This window comes from Ruania halotolerans (assembly GCF_021049285.1).
Taxonomy (GTDB): Bacteria; Actinomycetota; Actinomycetes; order Actinomycetales; family Beutenbergiaceae; genus Ruania; species Ruania halotolerans.
This window is the reverse complement of record NZ_CP088017.1, coordinates 3,935,636-3,961,001: the sequence shown is the minus strand read 5'-3', so window position 1 is coordinate 3,961,001 and position 25,366 is coordinate 3,935,636. Positions and strand designations below refer to the sequence as shown.

25 protein-coding genes are annotated in these 25,366 nt (G+C 68.6%); 6 read left to right on the top strand and 19 right to left on the bottom strand.

Annotated features, from left to right (window positions below):
* Nucleotides 1-99 precede the first annotated feature (99 nt).
* The 6 genes from LQF10_RS17915 to LQF10_RS17890 form a co-directional block, all read right to left on the bottom strand.
* Nucleotides 100-1,032 (bottom strand): hypothetical protein, encoded by a 933-nt coding sequence (locus tag LQF10_RS17915; protein WP_231065169.1) that lies wholly within the window; start codon nucleotides 1,030-1,032, stop codon nucleotides 100-102.
* A complete protein-coding gene (locus LQF10_RS17910) occupies nucleotides 1,029-2,102 on the bottom strand; it encodes a vWA domain-containing protein (protein ID WP_231065168.1) in 1,074 nt (357 codons plus the stop codon). Before LQF10_RS17910 ends, LQF10_RS17915 begins: the two co-directional genes overlap by 4 nt.
* Nucleotides 2,099-3,136 carry a vWA domain-containing protein gene (locus LQF10_RS17905; RefSeq protein ID WP_231065167.1) on the bottom strand — a complete coding sequence of 346 codons (1,038 nt, stop codon included), beginning with the start codon at nucleotides 3,134-3,136 and terminating at the stop codon, nucleotides 2,099-2,101. Before LQF10_RS17905 ends, LQF10_RS17910 begins: the two co-directional genes overlap by 4 nt.
* Entirely contained in the window at nucleotides 3,133-3,654 is a 522-nt protein-coding gene (locus LQF10_RS17900) for a hypothetical protein (RefSeq protein ID WP_231065166.1), read from the bottom strand. The genes LQF10_RS17905 and LQF10_RS17900 overlap by 4 nt, the downstream gene beginning before the upstream one ends.
* Complete coding sequence (locus LQF10_RS17895) at nucleotides 3,641-4,525, bottom strand: DUF58 domain-containing protein (protein WP_231065165.1); 885 nt, start codon at nucleotides 4,523-4,525, stop codon at nucleotides 3,641-3,643. Before LQF10_RS17895 ends, LQF10_RS17900 begins: the two co-directional genes overlap by 14 nt.
* Before the next feature lie 64 nt (nucleotides 4,526-4,589).
* A complete protein-coding gene (locus LQF10_RS17890) occupies nucleotides 4,590-5,612 on the bottom strand; it encodes an AAA family ATPase (protein ID WP_231065164.1) in 1,023 nt (340 codons plus the stop codon).
* A gap of 144 nt (nucleotides 5,613-5,756) precedes the next feature.
* Between LQF10_RS17890 and LQF10_RS17885 the strand changes: the two genes are divergently transcribed.
* Complete coding sequence (locus tag LQF10_RS17885) at nucleotides 5,757-7,820, top strand: bifunctional copper resistance protein CopD/cytochrome c oxidase assembly protein (RefSeq protein WP_231065163.1); 2,064 nt, start codon at nucleotides 5,757-5,759, stop codon at nucleotides 7,818-7,820.
* 59 nt (nucleotides 7,821-7,879) lie between these two features.
* On the opposite strand, the gene LQF10_RS17880 is transcribed toward LQF10_RS17885, so the two are convergent.
* On the bottom strand, nucleotides 7,880-8,287 hold the full coding sequence (locus LQF10_RS17880) for a winged helix-turn-helix transcriptional regulator (protein WP_231065162.1): 408 nt from the start codon (nucleotides 8,285-8,287) through the stop codon (nucleotides 7,880-7,882).
* A gap of 106 nt (nucleotides 8,288-8,393) precedes the next feature.
* On the opposite strand from LQF10_RS17880, the gene LQF10_RS17875 reads away from it, so the two are divergent.
* Nucleotides 8,394-9,302 carry an alcohol dehydrogenase catalytic domain-containing protein gene (locus LQF10_RS17875; protein WP_231065161.1) on the top strand — a complete coding sequence of 303 codons (909 nt, stop codon included), beginning with the start codon at nucleotides 8,394-8,396 and terminating at the stop codon, nucleotides 9,300-9,302.
* Between the two features lie 66 nt (nucleotides 9,303-9,368).
* Here LQF10_RS17875 and LQF10_RS17870 read toward each other — a convergent pair whose 3' ends face one another.
* Nucleotides 9,369-10,157, bottom strand: coding sequence for a dienelactone hydrolase family protein (locus LQF10_RS17870; RefSeq protein WP_231065160.1), 789 nt, complete (start codon nucleotides 10,155-10,157; stop codon nucleotides 9,369-9,371).
* An 86-nt stretch (nucleotides 10,158-10,243) separates the two neighbouring features.
* Here LQF10_RS17870 and LQF10_RS17865 point away from each other — a divergent pair, with 86 nt between their 5' ends.
* On the top strand, nucleotides 10,244-11,296 hold the full coding sequence (locus LQF10_RS17865) for a winged helix DNA-binding domain-containing protein (RefSeq protein ID WP_231065159.1): 1,053 nt from the start codon (nucleotides 10,244-10,246) through the stop codon (nucleotides 11,294-11,296).
* A gap of 9 nt (nucleotides 11,297-11,305) precedes the next feature.
* Here the strand turns inward: LQF10_RS17865 and LQF10_RS17860 are convergent, their stop codons facing one another.
* From LQF10_RS17860 to LQF10_RS17850, 3 genes are all read right to left on the bottom strand, one after another.
* Complete coding sequence (locus tag LQF10_RS17860; protein WP_231065158.1) at nucleotides 11,306-12,304, bottom strand: acetylxylan esterase; 999 nt, start codon at nucleotides 12,302-12,304, stop codon at nucleotides 11,306-11,308.
* Between the two features lie 70 nt (nucleotides 12,305-12,374).
* Nucleotides 12,375-12,917, bottom strand: a complete 543-nt coding sequence (gene msrA, locus LQF10_RS17855; protein ID WP_231065157.1) for a peptide-methionine (S)-S-oxide reductase MsrA — start codon at nucleotides 12,915-12,917, stop codon at nucleotides 12,375-12,377.
* A gap of 70 nt (nucleotides 12,918-12,987) precedes the next feature.
* A complete protein-coding gene (locus LQF10_RS17850) occupies nucleotides 12,988-13,623 on the bottom strand; it encodes a VOC family protein (protein WP_231065156.1) in 636 nt (211 codons plus the stop codon).
* A gap of 114 nt (nucleotides 13,624-13,737) precedes the next feature.
* Between LQF10_RS17850 and LQF10_RS17845 the strand changes: the two genes are divergently transcribed.
* From LQF10_RS17845 to LQF10_RS17835, 3 genes are read left to right on the top strand one after another with little or no spacing between them, the layout of a single operon-like run.
* A complete protein-coding gene (locus LQF10_RS17845) occupies nucleotides 13,738-14,745 on the top strand; it encodes a zinc-binding dehydrogenase (protein ID WP_231065155.1) in 1,008 nt (335 codons plus the stop codon).
* Entirely contained in the window at nucleotides 14,742-16,400 is a 1,659-nt protein-coding gene (locus LQF10_RS17840; protein ID WP_231065154.1) for a class I adenylate-forming enzyme family protein, read from the top strand. The genes LQF10_RS17845 and LQF10_RS17840 overlap by 4 nt, the downstream gene beginning before the upstream one ends.
* Nucleotides 16,397-16,825, top strand: a complete 429-nt coding sequence (locus LQF10_RS17835) for a PaaI family thioesterase (protein WP_231065153.1) — start codon at nucleotides 16,397-16,399, stop codon at nucleotides 16,823-16,825. Before LQF10_RS17840 ends, LQF10_RS17835 begins: the two co-directional genes overlap by 4 nt.
* A gap of 107 nt (nucleotides 16,826-16,932) precedes the next feature.
* Here the strand turns inward: LQF10_RS17835 and LQF10_RS17830 are convergent, their stop codons facing one another.
* The 8 genes from LQF10_RS17830 to LQF10_RS17795 all read right to left on the bottom strand — a co-directional run bounded on the left by LQF10_RS17830 (nucleotide 16,933) and on the right by LQF10_RS17795 (nucleotide 25,347).
* Complete coding sequence (locus tag LQF10_RS17830) at nucleotides 16,933-17,664, bottom strand: SDR family NAD(P)-dependent oxidoreductase (RefSeq protein WP_231065152.1); 732 nt, start codon at nucleotides 17,662-17,664, stop codon at nucleotides 16,933-16,935.
* Between the two features lie 4 nt (nucleotides 17,665-17,668).
* Nucleotides 17,669-19,174, bottom strand: a complete 1,506-nt coding sequence (locus LQF10_RS17825; protein ID WP_231065151.1) for a sodium:solute symporter family protein — start codon at nucleotides 19,172-19,174, stop codon at nucleotides 17,669-17,671.
* Nucleotides 19,174-19,455, bottom strand: coding sequence for a hypothetical protein (locus LQF10_RS17820; protein ID WP_231065150.1), 282 nt, complete (start codon nucleotides 19,453-19,455; stop codon nucleotides 19,174-19,176). Before LQF10_RS17820 ends, LQF10_RS17825 begins: the two co-directional genes overlap by 1 nt.
* 207 nt (nucleotides 19,456-19,662) lie before the next feature.
* Complete coding sequence (locus tag LQF10_RS17815; RefSeq protein ID WP_231065149.1) at nucleotides 19,663-20,751, bottom strand: LacI family DNA-binding transcriptional regulator; 1,089 nt, start codon at nucleotides 20,749-20,751, stop codon at nucleotides 19,663-19,665.
* Nucleotides 20,752-20,822: 71 nt separating this feature from the next.
* Nucleotides 20,823-21,797, bottom strand: coding sequence for a hydroxyacid dehydrogenase (locus LQF10_RS17810; protein ID WP_231065148.1), 975 nt, complete (start codon nucleotides 21,795-21,797; stop codon nucleotides 20,823-20,825).
* 66 nt (nucleotides 21,798-21,863) lie between these two features.
* Nucleotides 21,864-23,420, bottom strand: a complete 1,557-nt coding sequence (locus LQF10_RS17805; protein ID WP_231065147.1) for a DUF3502 domain-containing protein — start codon at nucleotides 23,418-23,420, stop codon at nucleotides 21,864-21,866.
* A 41-nt stretch (nucleotides 23,421-23,461) separates the two neighbouring features.
* Nucleotides 23,462-24,379, bottom strand: coding sequence for a carbohydrate ABC transporter permease (locus LQF10_RS17800; protein ID WP_231065146.1), 918 nt, complete (start codon nucleotides 24,377-24,379; stop codon nucleotides 23,462-23,464).
* On the bottom strand, nucleotides 24,376-25,347 hold the full coding sequence (locus LQF10_RS17795) for an ABC transporter permease (protein WP_231065145.1): 972 nt from the start codon (nucleotides 25,345-25,347) through the stop codon (nucleotides 24,376-24,378). Before LQF10_RS17795 ends, LQF10_RS17800 begins: the two co-directional genes overlap by 4 nt.
* Nucleotides 25,348-25,366 lie beyond the last annotated feature (19 nt).

The following is a 25,366-nucleotide window of genomic DNA, read 5'->3' as shown; positions in this document are numbered from 1 at the left end:
TCTGTGAGGTGAAGAGAGGTGAGGTGAGCGAGCGGGATGCAGTGATGGGGTGGTGTGCAGTGATGGGGGAGGCGCTCGGTGTTGCGGGAAGCAGGCGCTCTACCAGTTCTGCCCGGAACCGTTGCCCCCACCGGACTCCTGCTCGGAGGCCTCGCGCGATTCCTGGGCCTCCTGGTTTCGCTCCTCGAGCTCGGACTGCCGGGGATCCTGTGACTCGGTGGGTGATTCGCTTTCGCCCCCGGATTCGCCGTCGGTGGGTGATTCGCTCTCCCCGCCGGATTCGCCGTCGGTGGGTGATTCGCTTTCGCCCCCGGACTCGCCCTCGGTGGGTGATTCGCTCTCCCCGCCGTTCTCGCCCTCGGTGGGCGATTCGCTTTCCCCGCCGTTCTCGCCCTCCTGCTCTTGCTGTTCCTGTTCTTCCTGCTGTTCCTGGTTCTGTTCCTGGCTCTCCTGCTGGCGCTCCTCGGCCTCCTGGGCTTCCTCGCCGCCATTCCCGCCGGACTCACCGCAGTCTGCGAGCATCGCCTGCGCTTCGTCGTAGCGGTTCGCGGCCATCGCGAAGTCGCCGGCGATGGATGCCTCGTCGCCGAGACCTTCGAGCGCGAGGGAGTAGTTGGTGCGGACCATGCACTCGTCCGCCCCGCGTGGCTCTTCTTCCGGGGCGGTGGGGACCAGGCCCAGTGCCACGTCGAGATCCTGAGTCGCGTTGAAGAAGTCACCAGTGGCGTAGACCGCCGTGCCCTGGTTGAAGTGCGCCTTCCACGGCTCCACCCAGTTCACGTACTCCAGGGACGCGAACCGGTCGGCCGCGGTCACGTGATTGGCGTTGTCATAGGCACTGGTCCCGGCCAGGTTGATCAGCACGGCGCTGAGCAGCTTCACCGCAGCGAGCGCCGCGATCGCCACCACCGGAGCCGACCAGAGCAGCATCAACCGGCGCCGTTTGGCGAGCTTCTCGTGGAATTGTGCATCCCGGATCTCGGCCGTGCTGCGGAACCGGCCGGGTGGGGGAAGCAGGTCTGCTGTGCTCATTGGACGCCTCCATGGCCGGCGCCGACCGGTTCTCGTGCCGGTTCGCCGTCATCCCTCTTCGGCCGCTTGCGGCCGGACTTCGGCACTTCACGGGTGAGGTCCCACGCCTCCCACGCGAGCAACAGCCCGAGCACTATGGCGAACGGCCAATAGACGTCCTCATAGGTGGTCAGGTCACGGCGGCCGTCGCTCGCGATCTCCTGCACATCGACTCCCTCAACCAGCTGGTCCACCGGGTCCTCGGTGATGCGGTGCGTGTAGTCGATGCCGAGCTGGTCGGCGAGTGTGCGCAGATTCGTCTCATCGATCTGCGAGACGCCCGGTTCGCCGTTCTCATCGGTGATGTAGGGGGCGTCGGTGCCGAAACCGGTCTCACTCGTGCCGTCGTAGGAGCGCATGTTCCCACCCTCGGCCGTGCCGTATCCGAGCACGGCGCCGCCATCGACCAGCGGCTCGAGATCGGCGAATGAGGCGAAGTCGCCACCCGCCTGGGAGTCGGACCCATTGGTGTTCTCGCCATCGGAGAAGATGAACACGAGGCGCACATTCTCCGGGTTGCGCTCCGCAGCTCCATTGAGCGTCTCGGTGAGTGCCTCCAGCGGCCGGTCGATCGAGGACCCGGCCGAATACGCGGTGATCTCCTGCTTCACCGTATCCGCCCAGGCGCGCACGGCCCGCGAGTCCGTGGTCAACGGCAGCTGGGACGTGGTCTGGGAGTCGAACGCGAGGATGCTGTACCGGGCGGCAGGCATCGCCTGGGTGAGTGCCACCAGATCGGCCTGCACGCCCTCCAGGCGGGCACGATCGCCGTCATAATCCTCCGCCGCCATCGATCCGGTGCGGTCCACCACGAAGTACATCTCCACGTTCGAGATCAACGACTCCTCGAGCGTGCGCGGGATCGCCGGAGTGAGCGCGATGATCGCTGTGGCGAGCACGATCGCGCCGCGGCGCAACCAGTCCCGACGGCGTTCACCATGCGTGGTCCGGATCTTCCACACGGCGAGCACGAGCAAGGGGAGGAAGACGATCAGGGTGAGCCATAGGGGCCACATCATCCGCAGGGTCATGCGCGCAGCCTCCAGACGGCGAGGAGGTAGACGCCGATCAGACCCATCAGCCAGGCGAAGTATTCTTCCGGCCGATCGGTGATGATCACCTCAGCGTCCGCATCCAGTTCGGCCGCCTGCTGGGCGGAGATCTCGTCCACGATCCCCGAGACCGCGTCGGGGTCATCGCTGGCGTAGAAGAGCCCACCCTGTTCCTCGACGGCGTCCCGGTACTCCTTCTCCTGGGCCGCGGAGTCGGCGGTGACCGCCCCGGCATAGAAGCCGTGCAGGGTGATATCCCGTTCGGCCACGAGTTCGGCTGCCTCCGGCAGCGTGTACAGGGGTTCGCCGAACACCTCGTTGTCTGTGGCCATGATGATCGAGCGGGACCGTTCCTCGTCCTCCAGGTCGAAGGCCAGGCCGCACGTGGCCAGACCATCGCCCACGAGGGAGGAGGCGTCCTGCCCGAGGCCCTCGGTACCGGCGAGGAACTGGAGGAGCCGGTCCAGTGCGGCCGTGTCGTAGGAGAAGTCCTCGAGGGAGTCCACGTCGAAATCGAGGGCATCGGCCGCTTCGGTCAGTTGCTCTTCCACGAGGGTGTAGTCATCTGTGAGCGGGAACACCGTGCGCGAGGTGGAGTTGTAGATGGACAGCGCGATGCGCTCACCGTGGAAGCTCGGCAGCAGCTCGAGGAATCGCTGCACGATCTCGGTGTCGTACTCGATCATCGATCCGGAGACGTCCAGGCAGAGCACGATGTCCCGCGTGGCGAGCTCCTCCGAACGCACCTCCCGGTCCACCGGCCGCGCGACCAGGAATCCCGTAGCGATCGAGGATCCGAACAGCACCACGGCCAGGCACAGCAGGAACACGCGATACCGGGACAGGCGTGATTTGAAGGATGGCAGTTCCGGTAGGTAACCGGCATTCGCCACCCAGGTGACCTGACGCCGCTCCTGCTTCGCCGAGCGGGCGAACCATCCCAGCACGAGGGCCGCCACCACGGCCGCGAGCACGACCCAGAGAGCCCACGGGTGCAGGAGGATGCTGCTCACCATTCGCGGACCACCGCCCGCGCGCTCTCCGTGGCAGCGAGCGCCTCGGCGTCGGAATCGGAGGCGAACGCCGGCTCCTCGTACTCGGCGAGCAGGTTCACGAGCCGGTCGGTGCCCTCCAAGCGTGCGATCTCCCGCACGGTCAGGGAGCTGGTGTCCATCTTCATCCGCCCGTTCGCGAACTCCCGCATGATGTGGTTCAGATCGAGGTGCAGCGTGCGCAGGTCGGATTCACCTTCGCGATACCGCTCTTCGGCAGCATCGACCTGGCTGAGCATCGTGGTGCGCAACGTGGCATACCGGTCCCTGCTGCCGGCATCATCCTCGGCTGGACGCTTGCGGGTGTTGTAGAACACGAACCAGTACCAGGCGCCGATGAGCGCGAGCAGCACCAGGCCCACCACCCACACCCAGGCCGAGTAGGCCGCCGGGGCGACCGGATCGTTGATCGGTGCGGCGCCGACGGGCAGGCCGATCCCGCCCTGCAGCGGGCCGGCGACGAGGTCAACGGCGAACACGACGTTGCCTCCTGAGCAGATCGATCAGCCGGTCGATGAGCTCGTCCTCGCTGTTCGCCGTCACGCCCTCGACGCCCTGACGCCTCAGCATGGCGGCCACGTCCTGACGGCGACGTTCGGCAGCGGCGCGTGCCTCGGAATCGAGCGCCTTGTGCGATCGCATGTACTCAGGAATGTCGAGGTGCCGGTCCACATCGTCGATGGGCCGGTCCCCGAAGGTGGTCGGCACAGCGTCACCCACCTGCACCACCATCACCTCGTGCCTGGTCCGCAAGCGCTTCAGGCTGAGCTCGTGTTCCGGGCGCGGGCGCGCCTCATCGGTGATCAGCACCACCAGGGAGCGGCGGTTGAACCAGGTGAGCACACGGTCCAGCACCCGGTTCAGATCGCTTGCCGGGGCGTCCACCTCGAACATGCTCTCGATCCGGCGCAACAACATTTCCATGTGCTCGGTGCCCCCGCGTGCCGGGATCTGCACCACGCGCTCGGCATCCCCGGCCACCAGTGCCACTGTGTCCCCCCGAGAGCGGGCGAGGTAGCACACGATCTCGGCGGCGAACTGCGCGATCTCTGACTTGGAGCCGCCGTCCGGTGCTGTCGCGGCCATGTTCCGCCCGGTGTCCACGGCTACCACCATGGCGAGGTTGGAGTCCCGCACGAATCGGCGGATCACCGGTTCGCCGTATGAGGCGCTGGCCTTCCAGTCGATATCGGAGACGTCGTCTCCCATGTGGTACTCGGCCATCTCGTCGAAGTCCTGGCCGTGACCGGAGTAGATCGAGCGGTGCCGGCCCTCGAGCAACCCCGCGGCGCGCCGGACCGTCGGCAGGTCGAGCCGGGCTCGGACCTTGGCCAGACGGGACGTCGACACCACGCGGGATTCTCCTTCTTCAAGCAGTGGGCGCCTGAGCCCAGGGGCGCTCAGGCGTCAACGGTCACGGGCTGGGAACGGCCGCGAATACCGCGTCAATGAGCGATTCCGGCGCCACATTGTTCGCGAGCGCGTCGTAGGTGCGCACGATGCGGTGCCGCAACACCGAGTGCCGCAGCAGTTTGACGTCGTCCGGCACCACATAGGACCGGCCCGCCTGCAGGGCGAGCGCCTGAGCGATCTGCATCAGGGCGATCCCACCGCGAGGGCTGGCGCCCACCCGCACATGCTGGTTCAGGTTCGGCAGCGGCCGCGGGCCCCCACCACGAGTGGTGTTGATGATCGCCACGATGTACTGCTTGATCGAGGTGTCCACGTACACCTCGCGCACGAGGCGCTGCAGGAACTCGACATCGCCGATGGAGATCGGCTGCGCCGTCAGCGGAGCGCTCATCGCACCGGACTGGATCCGTTCGAGGATGTCCAGTTCCTCATCGGGCGCCGGGTAGGTGAGCACCTCCTTCATCAGGAACCGGTCCATCTGCGCCTCGGGGAGGACGTACGTGCCTTCTTCCTCGATCGGGTTCTGGGTGGCGAGCACCATGAACGGCTTCGGCAGCGGGAAGACCTCGCCGCCGATGGAGGTCTGCTTCTCCTGCATCGCCTCGAGCATCGCCGACTGGGTCTTCGCCGAGGATCGGTTGATCTCATCGAGCAGCACCAGGTTGGCGTGCACCGGCCCGAGCTGGGTGGAGAACTCGCCGGTGGCGTAGTTGTAGATCTGGGTGCCGACGATGTCGTTCGGCATCAGGTCCGGAGTGCACTGGATGCGGTGGAAGGTGCCGGAGACCGAATCGGCAAGAGTCTGCGCCGCAGTGGTCTTCGCCAGGCCGGGCACCGACTCCAGCAGCACATGCCCGCCGGCGAGCAGGCAGCTCACCAACGCGGTGCGCAGTCCGTGCTGGCCGACGATGCGCTGGTCGAACACGCGGCTGACATGCGCGAGCCGTTCGGCGGCACGCTGGATATCGTCGTAGGAGATCGTTGACGTCGACGGCGCCAAGTGTGCGGCAACGGGACTGGACATGATCTCCCACTCTGAGGCGATGGCAAGTGCGTGGGCGATTATGCCAGTCAGACCTGACAAGAGCTCCGCCCGACCTGGGTAGGACTGCCCATCGGCGCCGTCCGCGTATCTCTCGTGAAGCAGCGGGGCGATTAGGCTCGGCTCGTGCCTGCTCAGACCGACGCTGCCGCCCGCTCCGCCCCGGGTGCGGCCCGGCGAGCGAGTCGGGCGGTCTGGGCACTGGCGCCGACGGCGATGCTCGTCTCTCTTCTCGGCCTCGCCTTCTCCGGAGCTGCCGGCCCCACCGAACTCGCCGACGCCGGCGCCATCGTGCGCTGGGGGCGCCCGCTGCTCACGGTGGCCTGGCAACTCGGGGCATCTGTGACACTGGGCGGTCTCGCCCTGCTGCTGTTCGCCTTCCCCCCTCCGCAGCGCACGGTGGCGAACGGGGCGAAGCGAGCCCCCCGCACCGCGGCCGATGGCTCCGGGTGGCGGATCGCCTCCCGCGCGGTGATGGTGGCCGGCCCGGTATGGGCGGTGGCCATGGTGCTCGACCTCATCTTCGGATACGCCACGGTGGCCGGCCGGCCGATCGGCGGCGCCGGGTTCGGCGCGGAGCTCGCGTTCTACCTGACCGAGATCTCCACCGGCCGGGCCGCGCTGGTGGCGGCCGTGCTCGCCGCGCTGGCCTCGATCGCCTGTGTGGCCGTGGCCGGGTACGGCACCGCGGTGGTGGCCGCCGTGCTCGCGGGCTCGGTGCTGATCCCGATCGCCACCTCCGGACATGCCTCCGGGAGCGCGAACCACGAGCTGGGAATGTCCGGGATGTTCGGGCACCTGCTGTTCGCCGCCGTCTGGGTGGGCGGGCTGGCCGTGTTGTGCGTGAGCGCACCTCGCCTCGGCCGCGATCTGGCCAGCGCCGCCACCCGGTACTCCGCGCTCGCGGTGTGGTGCTTCGTGGGCGTGGGCGTCTCCGGCGGGGCCAACGCCTGGATCCGGCTCGGCGGCTGGGATGGCTTCCTCGGCGCCTACGGGAGCCTGCTGCTGGTGAAGATCGCGATCTTCACCATTCTCGGGGTGATCGGCTACGTGCACCGGGTACGGACAATCCCTCGCCTTCAGCCCCGGCCCGACGGCGGAGCGCCCGGGGCGTTCTGGCGGCTGGCCGCCGTTGAGGTACTGGTGATGGGCGCCGTCATGGGGGTGGCGGTGGCACTGGCGGATACCGGACCGCCGGTGCCGCAGGAGCCACAGCCCAATCTCAGCCCGGCAGAGGAACTCTCCCAGCAGCCAGTCCCGCCTGAGCCCACCGTGGCCCGGTGGTTCACCGAAAGTACCCCGGACCTGCTGTTCGCCTTCCTCGCGGTGACCCTCGCCGTCGTGTACCTGCGCTGGGTGCTGCGGCTGCGGCGCCGGGGGGACTCCTGGCCAGTGGGGCGCACGGTGGTCTGGCTGCTTGGCACCGCCGGATTCGCGTACGTGAACCTGGGTGGTGCGGCCGTGTATGGGCGGCTGATGTTCTCCGCGCACATGGTCCAGCACATGACCATGGTGATGGTGCTGCCGATCCTGTTCGTCCTCGGCGCTCCGGTGACGCTGGCGTTGCGGGCGCTGGGGTCACGTGCCGACGGCTCCCGCGGGCCGCGGGAGTGGCTGCTCGCGATTGTGCACTCCCGGTGGGCGCGCTTCGCCTCGCACCCGGTGATCGCGGCCGTGAACTTCGCCGGTTCGATGATCGTCTTCTACTTCACCCCGCTGTTCGAACTCGCACTGACCACCCACATCGGGCACATCGCGATGGTGGTGCACTTCAGCCTGGCCGGATACGTCTTCGTGAACGTGCTGGTGGGAGTCGATCCCGGCCCGCGGCGTCCGATCTACCCGCTCCGCCTGGTGCTGCTGTTCGCGACGATGGCCTTCCACGCATTCTTCGGCATCGCGATCATCTCGATGTCCACACTGCTCGCCGCCGACTACTTCGGCGCGCTCGGGCTGCCATGGGGGGTCGATGCGCTGGCTGATCAGGAGACCGGTGGTGAGATCACCTGGGGGATCGGGGAGATCCCGTCATTGGCGCTCGCGATCGGCGTGGCGATCATGTGGGCGCGCAGCGATCAGCGGGAGGCCACACGGGTCGATCGTGCGGCGGACCGGGACTCCGGTGCCGAGCTCGAGGCGTACAACGCGATGATGCGGCGGATGGCGAAGGATGCCTCGCGCGAGGAGTGAAGAAGCGGCGGGGAGTGAGCAGCACCGCCCGGGAGCAGTGCCCACGCGCTTGGCTGGGCTCAACCGGCAGCGCGTTGGTCGTAGCGCAGCCGGGCCTCCTCGACTCCGACCATGTGCTGCTCGGCCCAGCGCTTGACGTGCTGAATCGTCTCCAGCAGGGAGTCCCCGAGTGCGGTGAGGGAGTAGTCCACCCGCACAGGAACTGAAGGCGTCACCTCCCGCATGACGAGGCCGTCGCGCTCCAGTGACCGCAGGGTCTGGGTGAGCATCTTCTGGCTGACCCCGGCGAGCCGCCGTGAGATCTCCGAGTAGCGCATCGTGCCCTCGTCACCGAGGGCACAGATCACCAGCGTGACCCACTTGTTGCTGATCCGGTCCAGCAGCTGGCGGCTCGGGCACGCGCTCAGATATGCATCGAACGCCTCGCGATCGAGTTCGCGCCGATCGTGCGCCGTCATCGTGACCATGGGTACCTCCGGGTGCGTGACCGACTTCGAAGTGCCTACTTCCCAATGGAGAGTAACCGCTCGATCCTGGAGCGGCAAGCACGTGTTCTTCGAAAGGAATCGGCCCATGGCCTCCAACATGATCACCACCGTGACCTCCCGTCCCGCAGCCACCGAACCGGTGGTGGAATACCTTTCCAGCCCGCGGGCCGGTGCCGGGCAGATCGTCGTGGACCTGATCGCCTCCGCAGTGAATCCATTCGACCTCGCCATCGCCTCCGGGGCCGCCCGCGAGGCAGTGGGCCTCACTGGACCAGTGGGGCTCGGTTGGGACGTCACCGGGGTGGTGCGTGAGGTCGGTAGTGGCGTCACGCGGTTCGCCGTGGGGGATGTGATCGCCGCGATCCATCCAGATCTGAGCGCACGCTCACGCGCACACGCCGAGCAGGTGCTCCTGGAGGAGGACTGGGCCGCTGTGTTGCCCGATGGGCTGGACCCGGTTGCCGCTGCCTCGATCCCCCTGAATGCGCTCACCGCGGCCCAGGCACTCGCGCTGCTCGGTCCGGCGGCGGGGCGCCGCCTGCTCGTCACGGGAGCGGCGGGTGCGGTGGGTGGCTATGCCGTAGCGCTCGCGGCAACGGCCGGCTGGCAGGTTGTTGCACTGGCCCGTGAGGCAGACGAAGAGTTCGTCCGCGCCGCGGGTGCCGACGACATGGTCACCGCGATCCCCGCGGGCTCCGTTGACGCAGTCTTCGATGCGGCCGCGCTGCGGGAGGAGGCGATCATTGCCGTACGCGATGGTGGAGCGTTCGTCGGCGTCCTGCCGATCGCGCCGACACCACCGACCCGGGGCATCGCGAGCCAGGACGTGTTCGTCCAGCCTGCCCCGGAGATGCTCGCCGACCTGCTCGCCCGCAGCGCCTCCGGCGAGCTCGCGATACGCGTGGCAGGGACCCGCCCGCTCACCGACGCGGCACAGGCCTACCAGAGGGTGAGCGCGGGTGGGCAACGCGGGCGGTGGCTCTTGGTGCCGTAGCCGATGGCAGGCGGGCAGGCGGGCAGGCGGGCAGGCGGCAGGCGGGCAGGCGGGGGCGCGAGGTGGCTAGCGCAGGTGTGCGGCGAGAAAGGTGAGCGTGCGCTGCCACGCCTCGGCGGAGGCCTGGCCGTGATGGAACAACGGTGACGGATTGTCGAAGGCGTGACCTGCGCCGTCGTAGGTGAAGAACTCCACCTGGTTGTTGGTGGCGGTGACCGCCTCGCGGATCGTCTCGACCATCTCGGCGGGGATGTAGGAGTCGGCCGTGCCGAAGTGGTGCAGGCTCGGGGCCTGCACCTGAGGAGCGAGCGAAAGCAGTCCGGGCAGGGCCGAGCCGTAGTAACTGACCAGGGCATCCGGTGAGTTCTGCGCCGCGAGGTTGAAGGCGAGCCCGCCGCCGTAGCAGAACCCGAGCACGGCCACCTTCCCTGTGGTCTGGTTGGCACTGCTCTGGTCGGCACTGTTCTGGTTGGCCCTGCTCTGGTCACCACTGCCCTGATCGGCCCCCTTCTGTTCGGCGCTGTGCTGTTCCGCGGCGCGCAGCGCATCCAGACAGGCGTGGGCATCGGCGAGTGCCGCGTCCCAGGGCAGCTGCTGGGCCAGCTCGACACCGCGCTCCACATCCTCCTCGTCCACCGCCGAATCCGGGAGGCGATGGTAGAGCTCCGGGGCGTACACCACGTATCCCGCCGTGGCGAGGTCCGCGCAGCGGCTGCGGATGTACGCGCTCACGCCGAAGATTTCCTGCAGCACCAGAACACCCGGGCCGGTGCCGCCCGGTGGGAGCCACCGGTGGATGGGAAGATCGCCGGACTCGGTGGGGATCGTGATGACGTCTGCATGCGGGGAGTTCACGCGTGTCATTGTGCCGCTACCAGGCGGGAACGTCCTGACCGGTGATGCTCCGATCGATTGTCGGTGGGGCAGGTGATACTGGCCCGATGGCGTGGACCCACGATCTTCCTTTGCTACGACTCCTCGCCCTGGGGTTGGCTGGGCCTCGTCCGGCGAGCCCTGCTGAGGCCGTGCGCCACCTGGGCGCCGTGCAGGCGCAGGACTTGCCCGGGGCGCTCACCTCGATCGCGCTGCGCACCGGCGGGACCTGCGAGGACGTCCGCGACGCCCTCGATGCCGGTGCGATTGTGCGCACCTGGTCGATGCGCGGCACGCTGCACCTGGTTCCGGCCGAGGATGCGCAGTGGATGACCGCGATCACCGGGCCTCGGACGGACGCCGCCGCGGCCAAGCGGCACGCAGACCTCGGGATCGATGAGATCGTCCGGGCTCGCGCTCTGGAGATCGCCACCCGAACCCTCGATGGCCGATCGGCCACTCGCACGGAGCTCTTCGCGCAGTGGCAGGAGGCCGGGCTACTCGCGGACCGGCAGAGCGCGGTGCACCTGCTCGGACTCTTCTGCCGGGCCGGTGAGTTGGTCCTTGGCCCGTTGTCCGGAACTGAGCAGCTGGTGGTGCGCTGCCGTGACTGGATCCCTGACCGGCGCACCCTCGATGTCGAGGACGGGCTGGACGAATGGCTCCTCCGATACGTCGACAGCCACGGGCCTGTCACCGAGCGGGATGCGGCTCGCTGGCTCGGGCTCCCGCTTGGAATGATCCGTGCCTCACTCTCCAGGACGGCAGACCGGGTGGAGCGTCTGGAGGCGGCCGGCGAGACGTATCTCCTCCATCCGGGCCTGCCGGATCTGCTCACCGAGTACCGGCAGGAGGCGCGCCGCCTGATGCTGTTACCCGGATTCGACGAGTTCATGCTCGGGTACGGCGATCGCACCTTCGCGGTGCCACCGGACCAGCTGGACCGCCTGGTGCCCGGCGGGAACGGGGTCTTCCGCGCCACCATCGTCAAGGGCGGGCGAGTGATCGGGCTGTGGCGCCGTGGCCGCACCGCCCAGGCCGCTGTGGAGGTGGAGCCCTTCAGACCCTTGGGTCCGCGCGTGGAAGCGTCCGTGCACCGAGCGTTCGCTGGCCTGCCGTGACGTGCCGCCCTATCGCCTGACCGCGTCGATCAACTCGCGAACGCCGCGTAGCCAGACCACGTTCTCCTGGGTATCGCCGGGGTACTCGGCATGCCCCGCGCTGAGCACCTGCAGCCGGGCCGCGTCGCCGGTGGCCGCACGTGCCGCGTTGTGCACCGCGAACTGTCCGGCCGGCGGTACGGAGGGGTCCCACAGTGCGCACGCCATGAGTGTCGGGATCTGCAGCCGCGTGGCAGCGGTGGCGGCGTCGAAGTAGCGCAACACTTCCCGCGCCTGAGGGTGGGCATCGACGTATTCGCGCACAGCCGCACCGCTTCCGGTGCACGGGAGTTCGAGCCGCAGGTCGTAGTTGCCGAAGCTGGGCACCTTGAGCGCGGCAGCCTCGAACCGATCGTCCCACGGCACCGCGAGTGCGCCCTGGCCGCCGCCGAAACTGGCTCCGACGAACGCCAGGGGCAGCTCGACACCGACGATCTCCTGGAGTGCGGTCGCGCTCGCCCAGACGTCTGCGGCACACCCACCCAGCACGTACGTATGGATCGATCCGATGCCCTCGAGCACGTGCGTGTGCGCGGTACTGCCGAGCTCAGGCATCAGGCTGGCCGTCGGGAGGCCGCGCGCCACCGGGAAGATCACCGCGGCATCGGCCGGCATCCCGGCGAGCTCGGGCTCTTCCCGGCCGCCGTACCCGTGGCTGTAGATCACGCCCACACGAGGCGTGCGTTCTTTCGGCAACGCCACCCATCCGCCGATGCGCACGTTACCGAGCGCGGTGAGGGTGACCCGGTGCATCTCGTGACTGCCGGCCATCGAGGAGGGCGTCAGCTCCGGCTCGGGTGCCACCTGGGCTGCATCGGCATACAGGTCACGCCAGAAGACGTCGAAACGTCCTGGCTCCACCGGCGCCTCAATGGCAAGTAACGACTCCAGCTGATATCCATGCGTGGCATCGAACGGGGCGTCGGGAAACCACGTCTGGAACGGCGGCGCAGTACTGGTGGCGGACACGGAGCGACTCCTTGATCGGGACGCCCGTCACCCTAGCGAAGGCCAGGCGGTCCGTGAGCGCGCACGTGAGTTACGCCGTCGGGGTGTTTCGTCTCGGGAGCACCCATCCGGCGCGGGGGAAGTGGCAGGTGTACCCGTGCGGAATCCGCTGCAGATAGTCCTGGTGCTCGGGTTCAGCTTCCCAGAACGGTGCGGCCGGCTCGATGGTCGTGACCGCCTTGCCCGGCCACAGGCCCGAGGCGTCCACATCCGCGATGGTCTCCCGGGCTGTCTGCTCCTGCTCGGGCGAGAGGGGGAAGATCGCCGAGCGGTAACTGCTTCCGACGTCATTGCCCTGGCGATTCAGGGTGCTCGGATCGTGGATCTGGAAGAAGAACGCGAGCACGTCCCGGTAGGTGGTCTGGTCCGGATCGAAGACGATCTCGACGGCCTCGGCGTGCCCGGGGTGGTGGCGGTAGGTGGCGTGCGAATTCGATCCGCCGGTGTAGCCGACCCGGGTACTCAGCACGCCCGGCTGCCTGCGGATCAAGTCCTGCATTCCCCAGAAGCACCCACCGGCGAGTATCGCCGTCTCGGAGCCGGGAGTGTGCGTGATCTCGCCGGTGTCAGTCATATGTACCTCCTGGTCGGGTCCTCCTCGGTCAACTCCCGCGGCACCCGCGATGTTCCGCACGCTCTCGTGTTCATCCCAGCGTGACGACGCCCCGCGGCGTCCGCAGCGCGGCCACGATCCGTAACCGCGCACCAGGGCTCACCTGCACCAGCTCGACGGCGTCCACGGCCGTCAGGGCCGCGCGTACCACCTCTGGCTCGGGGTGCTCCAGGCGCAGATCGGTCAGCTCCACCGAGGGCAGGCCGGCGGACGGGTGCGGGGTGGAACCCCAGTCGATGAGGAAGGGGATCGCCCCGCCGAGTCCGCCCTCGGGTGGGGTCAAACGCCACGCCAGCAGGTCGCCGTCGGCGGTTCGGCGACTCATCGGGGCCACGGCGCCGGGATCGTAGCCATCGGCTCGGGACGAGGTGACCAGCGCCTCGATGTCACGGCCGGCCCCGCCGAGGTTGACGGCCCAGCCGACCATCGTCGCCGTGCTGACCTCGTCGACCCGCAACGGACGCGGCCGGTCGGGCTCGCCCTGGTCCGGATCGGGTCCGAGTAGTTCCAGGTAGCGCCCCTCGCCCAGCCCAAGGAGGGCGTTGGCGGTGCCGCGTCCCTCATGGCGGCCACCATCGACGGGCTCGACGCCAGTCAGCTCGGCGACCTCTCGCACGAGCGCCTGCAGGTCCGGCCCGGCGTACACCAGGTGATCGATCGCCGTCATGGCCGCCAGACTATCGGCCCGCGTGCAGCCTCGACGGCACGCATTCGGGACGTGAGAAAGTGAAACCAGCACGGCGCAGCATCAGCGCAGTGCCCCGGAACGAGAGGAATCGTGATGCCCGAGGCGCCCAGCCAGTCCGAGACCATGCGCGCGGCGCTCATCGTCGAGCGCGGCGGACCCGAGGGCCGCATCGTCGGGGAGCACCCGGTGCCCGGGGTCGGCGCCGGCGATGTACTCGTCCGGGTGCGCGCCTGCTCGCTGAACCACCTGGACGTCTTCGTGCGCAAGGGCGTGGCCGGTCAGCATCTGCCGCTGCCGCATATCTCCGGCGGGGACATCGCCGGGGAGATCGCCGCCGTCGGCTCCGACGTGACCGGCCTCGAGGCCGGCCAGCGCATCCTCATCGACCCGCTCGTCGGCGGCAAGGCGCTCGGTGAGGACATGCAGGGCGGGCTGGCCGAGTACGCCGCCGTCCCGGCCACCAACATCATCGCGCTACCCGAGGGTGTCGACTACGTGCGCGCCGCTGCCCTCCCGATCGCCTACGGCACCGCCCGCCGCCAGCTCATCACCCGCGGCGGGCTGCAGGCCGGGGAGACCGTGGCCATCCTTGGTGCCGCGGGCGGTCTGGGTACCGGTGCCGTGCTGATCGCCAAGGCCGTCGGTGCCACCGTGATCGCCTGTGCCAGCTCGGCCGAGAAGCGCGAGCGTCTCACCGAGCTCGGCGCCGACATCGTGATCGACTCCAGCGCCGAGGACTGGGGTGCGCAGATCTGGAAAGCCACCGGTAAGCAGGGCGTGGACCTCATGGTCGACAACACCGGCGCCGCAACCTGGCAGTCCTCCATCCGCGCCACGAAGGCCGGCGGGCGCGTGGTCACCTGCGGCGCCACCAGCGGCTACGAGGTCACCCAGTTCCAGCCATACGTGTGGGTACGCGAGCTCGACATCCGCGGCAGTAACGGCTGGCGCCGGGAGGACCTCGAAGCCTTGCTGGCGATGGTGGCCTCCGGGGATCTGGAGCCGGTGATCGACCGCACGTTCACATTGGATCAGATCCGCGAGGCCGAGCAGCTGCTGGAGGACCGTGCCGTGATCGGCAAGGTGGTGATCACCCTGTGACGCAGGGCGAGACCCCCGGCGGCGCTGTCGGCACTCCATGGGCTGCAGGCCCGCACGGCGATGAGACCCACCTCGCCGGCAATCTCGCCGTCCGCCTCCTCGCCGGCGCCCCCGATCACCCCGGCCGGCCCGCGATCCTGCAGGGTGCGCAGGTGGTCAGCTACCGTCAGCTCACGACGGCGGTCCGCACCACCGCAGCGACCTTGCGTGGCCTCGGGGTCGGGCCAGGTGACCGGGTGGCGTTGCTGTTCGGCAACGATCACCGGTTCGTCGAGGCGCTGCTCGCCACGATCTGGATCGGTGCCGTCGCCGTCCCCCTCAACACCCGCGCCGGGCGAGCCTCGCTCGAGCATGTGATGGCCGACGCCGAACCCCGGGTGCTGCTGACCCACGACCCGCTGTCCGCCCGGGCCGCCGAGCTAGCGGTACCAGCCGAGGTGCCCATGCTCCAGGCGGCCACGGACGGGTGGCGAGATGCTGATGGCACGCATGCTCCGCCGTCGGGGGCTGACGGGCCCGAACCTGTGCGGCCCGGGGACATCTGCCTGCAGCCCTACACCTCCGGATCCACCGGCAACCCGAAGGGATGCCTGCTCACGCACGCCGGGCAGACGTGGAACGCGAGCACGGTGGCGCGGGTGTGGGAACTCGCCGGCGACGACCGAGGCCTGATTACCGCGCCGCTCTATCACAAGAACGCGATGATCTGCGTGGTCAAGCCGTTGCTGCTGGTGGGCGGCACGATCGTGATCGGACGCCGGCCCGACCCCGCGGGGATACCGGCCGAAGTGGCCGAGCACCGATGCACCTACACCACCGGGGTGCCGGCGACGTACGAGATGCTGCTGGCGAGCGGGGAACACCTCCGGCACGACCTGAGCTCGCTGCGGTTCGTGATCTGCGGGTCGGCGCCGCTCTCGGATGCGCTCGGGCAGCGGTTCGCCGCGGGGCTCGGCGTGCCGGTGATCGAGGCGTACGGGCTCACCGAGGGCGGGCCGCAGGTGCTGATGAACCCGCGCACCGATTCGCCGCGTTACGGGCGGGCCGGGCTGCCGCTGCCGGGCTGTGAGGTGCGGGTGCTCGATCCCGATCTTCCGACGGCGCAGCTCGCCCAGGCCCGTGATCTTCCCGTGGGCGAGGTGGGGGAGCTGTGGGTGCGCAACCCCGGCGTGACCGCCGGGTACCACCGGCTGCCGGAGGTGTCGGCGGAGCGGATCTCCCCGGATGGCTGGCTGCGCACGGGCGACCTCGCTGTGGCGGACGCCGACGGCTACCTGCGGGTCTTGGGCCGCGCGGACGACATGATGAATGTGGGCGGGGAGAACGTGTACCCGCTGGAGGTGGAGAAGCTGCTGCGCACGATGCCCGGAGTGGGGCAGGCGGCGGTGGTGCCGATCCCGCACGAGCGCAAGGGGCAGGTGCCGGCGGCGTTCGTGGTGGGTGAGGGGCTGACCGAGGACGAGGTGAAGCAGTACGCGCTCGCTCAGGGGGCGGCGCACGCGCACCCGCGGCGCGTGTGGTTCCTCGATGAGCTGCCGCTGGGTGGGACCGGGAAGGTGGACTACGCCCGGTTGAGTGCGCTGGCCCAGGAGAACGTGCAGGGCGGGGCGCAGGAGAACGTGCAGCAGAACGTGCAGACGGAGGAGAGCACATGACCGAGACATCTCTGGTGGACAGCGAGACCGTCGAGCGGCTGCTCACCACCCCCGCCTACCACCGGTGGCTCGGGCTCGAGCTGGTGCGGGCGGCGCCCGGTGAGGTGGAGATCGCGATGGACTGCCGCGACGAGCTGACCGCCGACGTCGACGGCAGCTACGTGCACGGCGGGATTCTCGCGACGCTGCTCGATGTGGCCGGAGACTTCGCGCTGGTGACCGAGCTCGGGGTCGGGCTGCCCACGATCGACCTGCGGGTGGACTACCTGCGCCCGGCCCGGCCGGGGGACCGGCTGCTGGCGACCGGCACCGTGGTGCGGCGCGGGCGGTCGCTCGGGGTGGCTGACGCGGTGGTCACCAACGGCGACGGGAAGAAGCTTGCCGTGGCGCGGGGGCTGTACAGCACGGCGGTCGCCTCCGCCTGACCCCATCTCGCGAGTGCGGCCAATCTCGCTCACCAGGTGAGATTTAGCCGATATCGGCCGCACTCGCGGCGTCACCAGTGCTGCATCGACGAGGGGACCGCGGTCCGTCAGCGGCCGATCAGGTCGGCGCCACCGTCCACCGGGAGCACGGTGCCGGTGATCCAACTGGCCTCTGCCGAGAGCAGGAAGGCGACGGCGGCCGCCACATCTTCCGGGCGTCCCACCCGGCCGAGGGGGTACTCGGCGCCGCGGGTGGCGATGAGGGCTTCGTAGGCGTCGGGGTCCAGACCGCCGCTGACCCAGATACCGGTGTCCACGAGCGAGGGGCGCACCACGTTCACCCGCACCGGCGCCAGCTCCAGCGCCAGCGCACGGCTGAAGGACTCCACCCCGCCCTTCGCGGCCGCGTACGCGCTCACCGACGCCTGCGGGTTGGCTGCGATCGAGGAGCTCAGGGTGACGATGGCGCCCCGAGGTGCCCGCAGCGCCGGGGCGAAGGCCCGGCAGGCGTTCATCGTCCCGAGCAGATTGACGGCGATCTGCCGCTCCGCCTGGTCGGCTGAGGTCTCGATGAGGTCGCCCCGGGTGACCGTCCCCGCGCACGTGACCAGGGCATCCACCCGGCCCTGCTCGGACAGCATCTGCGCTGCGACCTGAGCGACGCCGTCAGAATCGGCCACATCCACCTCGTACTGGACGTCCGGCACCCACCCCGACTCGGGGTCGGTGGCCTGTCGGGACAGGCTCACCACCTGGTACCCGGCCCGGTGCAGGCGTTCACCGACCGCCCGGCCGATCCCGGCCGAGCCGCCGGTGATGACGACGACAGGTCGACTCATCCGCTCAGATCTTCGCCGGATCGGTCTCGAACAACTCGAAGTGCCGCTCGATGTGCTCCTTGGACGGCGGCTGCGTGAGGTAGCTCCCCCCGACCAGCAGGATCACACCGACGATCGCGGCCGGGATCGCGGGGTGCCAGCCACCGAGCGAGATCGGTAGCCAGCCCTGGTTCAGGCTGAGGAAGATCAGCTCGGAGACCACCATCGAGGTGACCGCCGCAGGGGCCGTCGCCCGGCGCCAGTACAGGCCCGCCAGCAGTGTCGGGAAGATCAGGAACACCGCCGGCCAGGTGATCGAGACGATGATGCCGATGATGCTGCTCGGCCCGAAGAACGCGACCAACAGACCTCCAGCCACCAGGACCGGCAGCAGGACGCGTGCGGTGGTGGTGAGCGCCTTGTTCTCCTGCTCGGGGTTGACCTTGCCCCGGCGGCGACGTGCCGGGTTCACGTACTCCTTCGCCACGATTGAGCTCAGGGTCAGCACGATCGAGTTCGCGGTGGAGCCGGTGGCGGCGATGATCGCGAGGATGGCCACCAGCAGCAACCACTGCGGGAGCACCTCCATGATCATCGCCGGGTAGATCGCCTCCGGTGCCGGGTCGCCCGGGCGGGTGACCACCCCGACCATCGCGATGTAGAACAGGCAGAAGTAGATGATCGCCGTGCCCACGGGCAGCGAGATGGCCATGAACTTCAGCGTCGAGTGGCTGCGGGCCGCCATCCACCGCTGCTGCAGCTGCGGCATCGTGAAGTGAGCGGCCGCGAAGATCACCAGCACCGAGATCAGGTACGGCAGACCGAACAGGCCGTCGGCTCCCGGGTTGGACAGCAGCGCGGACTGGCCCTGCTCCTCGACCATGTCCAGCAAGTTGCCGTACCCATCGGTGTGGGTGAAGACCAGGATGATCGCTGCGATCGCGAGCAGCACGTACATGAGCGCGCCCTGGATCACATCGGTCCACACCACCGAGCGGAACCCTCCGCTCATCACGTACAGGGTGACCACCACGGCGAGGAAGACCGCACCGGCCCCGTAGGGAATGCCGCCGTTGGTGACAGCCTCCAGGGTGAGACCACTGCCGCGGAACTGGGCTCCCATGTAGGGCACGAGCGCGGCGATCATGATCACGCCCGCCACCAGGCCCACCCAGCGGGAGCGGTAGCGGTCGGTGAGGTACTCGGTCACGTTCACGATGCCGTACTTGCGGGCGACCACCCAGATGCGGGTGCCGGCGAAGTACAGAATCGGGCCGACGGCCGCGGTGGTGGCCACCTGGATCCAGGCGCCGATGCCGCTGGTGTAGAACTGGCCGGTGATCCCGAAGTAGCTGAAGGCACTGAACAGCGTGGCGGTGACCGTGAAGAACGCCGGGATGTTGCTCAGCTTCCGGCTGCCGAGCACGAAGTCCTCGAGCGTGTTGGTTGAGCCGCGGTGCCCGAGGTAGCCCAGGAACACCAGCAGCCCGGCGAAGATGGCGAGCGCGATCCACATGGTGGTGGCGGACATCAGCGCTCCTCCCTGTTCGCGTCGTCCTGCGACGGCGCCGCCAGGCGTTCAGCGCGGCGCGCCACCGCGGCGTAGGGGTCCCACCGGTAGGCGATCCAGGCGACGTACCCGACGAACAGTGCGGTCCAGATGATCCAGAAGAACAGTGGTGCCGGGATCACGCCGGCGATGATCGGGGTCGCGGTGTGCTGCGGCCAGGGATAGACCATGAGGGCGGCCAGCAACACCCCCAGCACGATCGCGACAACGCCGGTGGCCCGAGAACGTTGTGTCTGCGACATGGGGCAGCTTCCTTCCGCGGCGCCGGGCCGCCTCTGCAGGAATCGTCCGGCCGGTCAGCACAGTGTCTGCCTGACTGCGCATGTGGCGGCCGGGGCGGTCGCCGATCACTGTACGCCCGTACGGCGAACCAGGGCATGCGGGCGTGCGGCATGACCACATGGCGGGATGTTCCGGACGTGCCCGCCGTCGGGCCGTTGGGCCACGTGCTACCCAGCCGCCCCAAGCGCAGACCGTCCAGGGTCATCAGATCGATGTGGTGCACGTTGTGGCGGCGTGCTCTCGCGGACAACCACGTGCCCCTCGATCACTGAGACCTGCGGCTCTGGCGACCGCGGCCCCAGGCCCATTCGCAATGCCTCGTCGGCCGCGCTCTCCCACGGCAGGTGCACGGTGGTCAGCGCCGGGGTCACGTCCCGCAGCGCCTTGATGTCATCGAAACCGGCAACCGCGATACGGGGTGCGGTACCGCCCCTGTCCCGCAGGAACGTCAGCACGCCGAGCGCCATCGCATCGTTGACGGCGAAGATCGCATCGACCTCGATCGGCCGGCGGAGCAGTTCACCGGTCATCGCGTAGGCGGCGTCGCGATCGAACTGGCCGATCAGTACGCGGTCGGCCGGCAACGTGATCCCGGAAGCCGCCAGTCCCTCGATGAAGCCGTCGGTGCGTTCGCGCTGTGTCAGCCCGTGCTTGAGGCCGGAGATCACGGCGAAATTGCGGTAGCCGAGCTCCACGAGCGTGGTGGCCATATCGCGGCCGCCCTGGTGATTCGCGTAGGAGACCGTGTCGAAGGGGAGCCCCGTCTGGGTGATGAGGACGACGCGGCCCCCCTCGTCCTCGTATCGCTGCAGGGCGTCGACGAGATCGGGGATGGTGGCGTCGTCGGCCATCCGGCCCCCGGCCAGGACGAGGAGTTCGGGCCGGTTGCCACGCGCCATGTTGACCGCTTCCACCAGATCGGCTGGTTCGGTGCCTGCAGAGATCAGCGTGAACGGCAGGCCACGTCGCTGAGCTGCGGACACCACTCCGGCAGTGACCGGATTGGCGTAGTCGTCCGGCATGCCCTTGGCTACGAGGGTCACCCCTCGCCCGCGCCCGCGAGCGACGGTCTGCGCGGCGAGATTGGCCGTGTATCCCAGCCGTTTGGCTGCATCGAGCACCCGTTGCCGGTTGGCTTCCCGGACCCCGCGGTGGCCCCCGTTGAGTACCCGCGATGCCGTCGCCGCGGAGACGCCGGCGAGTTCGGCGACGTCGGCCAGGCGTGCGGCACGCGCCAGCGGTGGCTCCTCCGCCATGGTCCTCCTGCCGTTGCCTGGTCGTGAGGGTCGATCGTATCCACGCCGCGCGCCGGCGGCGTCTGAACCTCTCACCGGGGTGCCGGTAGTGTCGCGCGCTGGTGCGCCGCCGCGGTGAGATGGTCAGCAACGGCGGCGCCCATCCGGCGTAGTTCGGTGCCCACCGATCCGGCCATGTGCGGGGTGAGTAGCACGTGGGGGAGGTCGTAGAGGGGAGACCCCGGAGGCAGTGGTTCGGGGTCGGTGACGTCGAGGATCGCCCGAATCCGCCCGCTGACCAGTTCGGCCTCCAGAGCGCCGGCGTCGATGAGTGATCCGCGAGCGGTGTTGATGAGCGTCGCGCCGTCGCGCAGCAGCGCCAGCTCCCGGGAGCCGATCATCCGGTGCGTCTCCGGCAATACCGGGGCGTGCACGGTGACCACATCGGAGGATGCCAGCAGCGTGTCCAGGTCCACCCTCCGGATCCCTGGCGGCACGCCAGTGCGCGCGCTCGGATGCGGGTCGTATAGGAGGGTGCGCAATCCCGGAAAGCTCTCGAGATGGTCGATCACCAGACGGCCGATCCGGGAGGCACTGATGACACCGATGGTGCGGTCGTAGTTCCCGGCCACGGGGAACTCCTCCTCCCGGTCGACGACGGTGCGCCGGTGCCGGTAGAGCTGCTGAGCGCGGAACGTCTCCTTGTTCGCCAGCAGGATCATCGCGAGGGTGTACTCCGCCACCGGGACGGCGTTGACGTCCCCCACATCGAGGACCGTCAGATCCCCGTATCCGTCGGGAAAGAGGTGATCGGTGCCACCGCCGGCGTGGACCACCAGGCGCAGCCGCGGTGCGCGGGCGAGGACGTCCGCGGTGAGTGGCGGGGTATCCCAGCCCGTCACCAACGCTTCTGCCTGCGCGAGGGTCTGGTCCGATGCCGGGGACCGGAGGTCGTGCAGAATGTCGCCGACCCGGCGTCCCTGGACGTCGCGCAGGACGTCCAGGGACGTGCCGAAGAGTCGTTCAGTCAGCCTGGCGGAGCCGACGGCGAGGGCATAGTCGATCACAGAGTTCCTTCATGAACGAGGCCGGCGATGGGCCGTGCGGAATGAACCGGGGGCGGGCTGTGGCTGTTACTGGCTGGCGAGGTAGGCGTCGGCCTGCCGGTTCAGCTCTTCCTGCACGGTGGCCAGGCCGGCCTGCTCGACCGCATGCTTGAGGTTGTCCAGGCCCTCGTCCACGTCCACGGCACCGGCCCACAACGGGTTGCCGTATTCGCCGATCGCTGCGGTGATCTGCGCGTGTTCGGTCTCGATCGCACTCAGGTCGGGGATGAACCCGGCGAAGGGGTCCTGGGTGAAGTTGTTGTAGTCCTTGGACCACTCGAACCATGCCTGCTCCGACTCGCTCATGCGCGAGTACCGGCGCTCCAGCGGGATCCGCCAGCTGAGGGCGTAACCGGGGAAGTTCGCGTAGTCGCTGGTCGGCTCGTATGCGTCCTCGCCCACGGGAGTCCAGTCGGTGCCTTCGATGCCGTACTGGAGCAGGTCGTGGTTCTCCTGGATCGATACCCAGTCCAGGAGCGCCATCGCCGCCTCGGCGTCGGCCGCCGCCGCGTTGACCACCACCAGGTTGTCGGCCTGGAACGTCTGGTTCGGGCGGGCGTCCCTCCCGTCGGCGAACGGCAGCAGTGTCACCAGGCTCGCGCCAGGCACGGCCTCCTCGAGCTGACTCAGGTGGGCGGAGGTGTTCGCACCATCGGTGATCGCCCAGGTGGTGGCAGCCCCACCGGATTTGAACAACGCCCCGGCCGTGGCGGAGTCGACGTTGAGCCGGTCGGCGTTGATGATGCCGTCCTCGTAGTAGCGGCGGGCACGGCGCAGCGCATCGACGTAGGGCTGGTACTCCCAGAAGGGCACCGCGTCCGTCACGCCGCTGGTCGCGGCATCGCGGGAGGGGACGAACAGCAGGGAGTCGCTGGAGAAGTACAGCGGGATCATCGACGGCGATTCCCACCCTTCGGCGAACATCGTCCCGGTGGGAGCGCCGAGCACATCGAAGACCGAGTTGTTCTTCACGTAGCCGACGATTCCCTCGCCGGCGTGCACGTCGTACCAGAACTGCTCCAGCTGGTCGAAGCTGGTGATCTCCCCGCCGGCGTAGCGGTCGATGAGGTCGCCGCGGGCGACGTAGCAGTGGATCCGGGCAGCGCTGTTCACAGCCGGGACGCCGTAGACGTTCCCGTCGCTCCACCGGTTCGCGTCGAACGCGCTCTCGTCGACCGCAGCGGTGAGATTGCCGTAGTCCCCGCTCGCGAGCAGATCGTCCATCGGCTGCAGCGATCCACCTTCGATCAGCTGGGCGATGTTGAGCCAGCGCGCAGAGAGGGCCGTCTGGAAATCCTCACCGGCGGTGAACTTCAGCAGCGACTGGTTGGCGAAGTTGCTCCAGTTGATGAACTGGGGCTCGATCTCGAATCCGAGGTCGGTGCGCAGCTTCTCGTTCACTGCGTCGCGGATCCGGGTCCAGTCGGTCGGGGTGTCGCCCGGGAGCAACAGGGAGTAGCGGGACGTGCTGGTGCCGTTGCCGTTGCTGGAACCGTTCCCGCACGCGGCGAGTCCGACGGCGGTCATGGCTGCTCCGGTGCCGGCGAGGAACGACCGGCGGGAGAAGGTGTGGTGAGCGGACATGATGTTCCCTTCGTTGGGTGTGATCTGTACGGGTGAGCTCGTCAGCCCTTGGTGGCGCCGAGGGTGAGGCCCTTGACGAAATACCGCTGGGCGAACGGGTAGGCGAGCAGGATCGGGCCGATCGTGATGACAGTCATCGCGAGTCGCATCTGGTAGACGGGTGCTGCGCTCGTGGTGCCGAGTTCGGCGGCGTTGGTGACCGAGGAGATGAGATTCTGGAGCACCAGCTGCAGCGGGAACTTCTCCGGCTGGCTGAGGAACAGCAGCGCGTGGAACCACTCGTTCCAGAAGGTCACGGCGTAGAACAGGGCGATCACGGCGATCACCGGTGTGGACAGGGGCAGCACCACCTGGAAGAAGATCCGCAGTTCGCCGGCGCCGTCGATCCGGGCTGCGTCGAGGATCTCTTGCGGTGTCGCGCGGAAGAAGCTCACCTGCACGAACACCAGGAACGGGGCGATCACCAGTGGCAGGATCACCGCGAACCATGAGTTCTGCAGCTGGAGAATCTGAGTGATGAGGATGTACATGGGCACCAGGCCGCCGTTGAACAGCATCGGGATGTAGGCGAAGACGGCCAGTGGGCGGCTGACGCGCCGAAGGCCGCGGGCGATGACCCATGCGATCCCGGAGGTTGCCGCCAGGGCGATGGCTGTTCCGATGCCGGTGATGAAGATGGTGGCGCCGTAGGAGAGCCAGACCCGGGTTCCCTGGAACAGCGTGGTGTAGGCGTCCAGGGAGAACGGGGCGGGCCAGAAGGAGTATCCGCGCTGGGAGAGTGCGCTTTCCGCCGTCAGGGATCCGGCCACCACCATCCAGAACGGGATGGCGCAGACCAGGCCGAAGCAGATCACGCCCGCGTAGCTGGCGATGGTGAATGGTTCCAGACGGCGGCTCTTGCGCCGCGAGGGAGGCCTCACCTTGGTCACGGGTGCTGTGCGTTCAACGGTGGCGGTCACAGGATCGAGGTCTCCTTGGCGTAGCGGCGCTGCACCATCGTGGCGACGACCACCAGCACGAAGCCGACGACGGACTGGACGAGTCCGATCGCCGCCGTGACCCCGAAGTCGCCGCGGGTGCGCAGTGCGCGGAAGACGTAGGTGTCGATCACGTCGGTGGTCGGGAAGAGGGTGCCGTTGTCGCCGACGATCGCGTAGATGGTGGCGAAGTCGCCGTAGAAGATCCGGCCGACACCGAGCACGAGGAGGATGGCCGCGGTCGGTTTGAGCAGTGGCGTGGTGATCCGCCAGGCCATCTGTGCCCGGCTCGCACCGTCGATCTCACCAGCCTCGTAGACCTCCTCCGGGATGGCGGTGATGGCGGCGAGGAAGATCACGCTCATGTACCCGCCGAGCTGCCAGACCTTGACGAGGGTGAGGATCCACGGCCAGGGCCCCGGTTCGGTGTACCAGGTCACCGAGGGGATGCCGAAGAGTCCGGCGGCGTCGTTGATGAGGCCGCCGCGCCCACCCGGCCCTGCCAGGAAGGCCTGCAGGAAGATGCTGACCACGATTGGCGAGACGAAGTAGGGCACGAAGATCACCGACTGGAAGAACCGTTTGGTGACTTTGCCTCGGATCTCGTTCAGCATCAGGGCCAACATCACGCCGACCGCGAGCGTGGCGCTGAGGAACAGCACGTTCAGCAGCAGCGTGTTGCGCATGATGCGGGTCGCGTCGCCGGAGGTGAAGAAGAACCGGAAGTTCTCCAGTCCTGCCCAGGGTGAGGCGAAGACCCCGTCGGCGATGTTGAAGTCCTGGAACGCGACGATCAGGCCCGCCATCGGACCGTAAGCGAACACCAGCAGCAGGATCACTGCCGGGGCGGCAAGGATCACCAGGCCGTAGTCCCGCTTTTGTGCTGGTTGGCTTCTACTCGAGCGCCGCTTGTGTGGTGCCACGGCGGGGCGGATCCCTGGCGTATTCATCGGCTGGGGATTGCCGAAT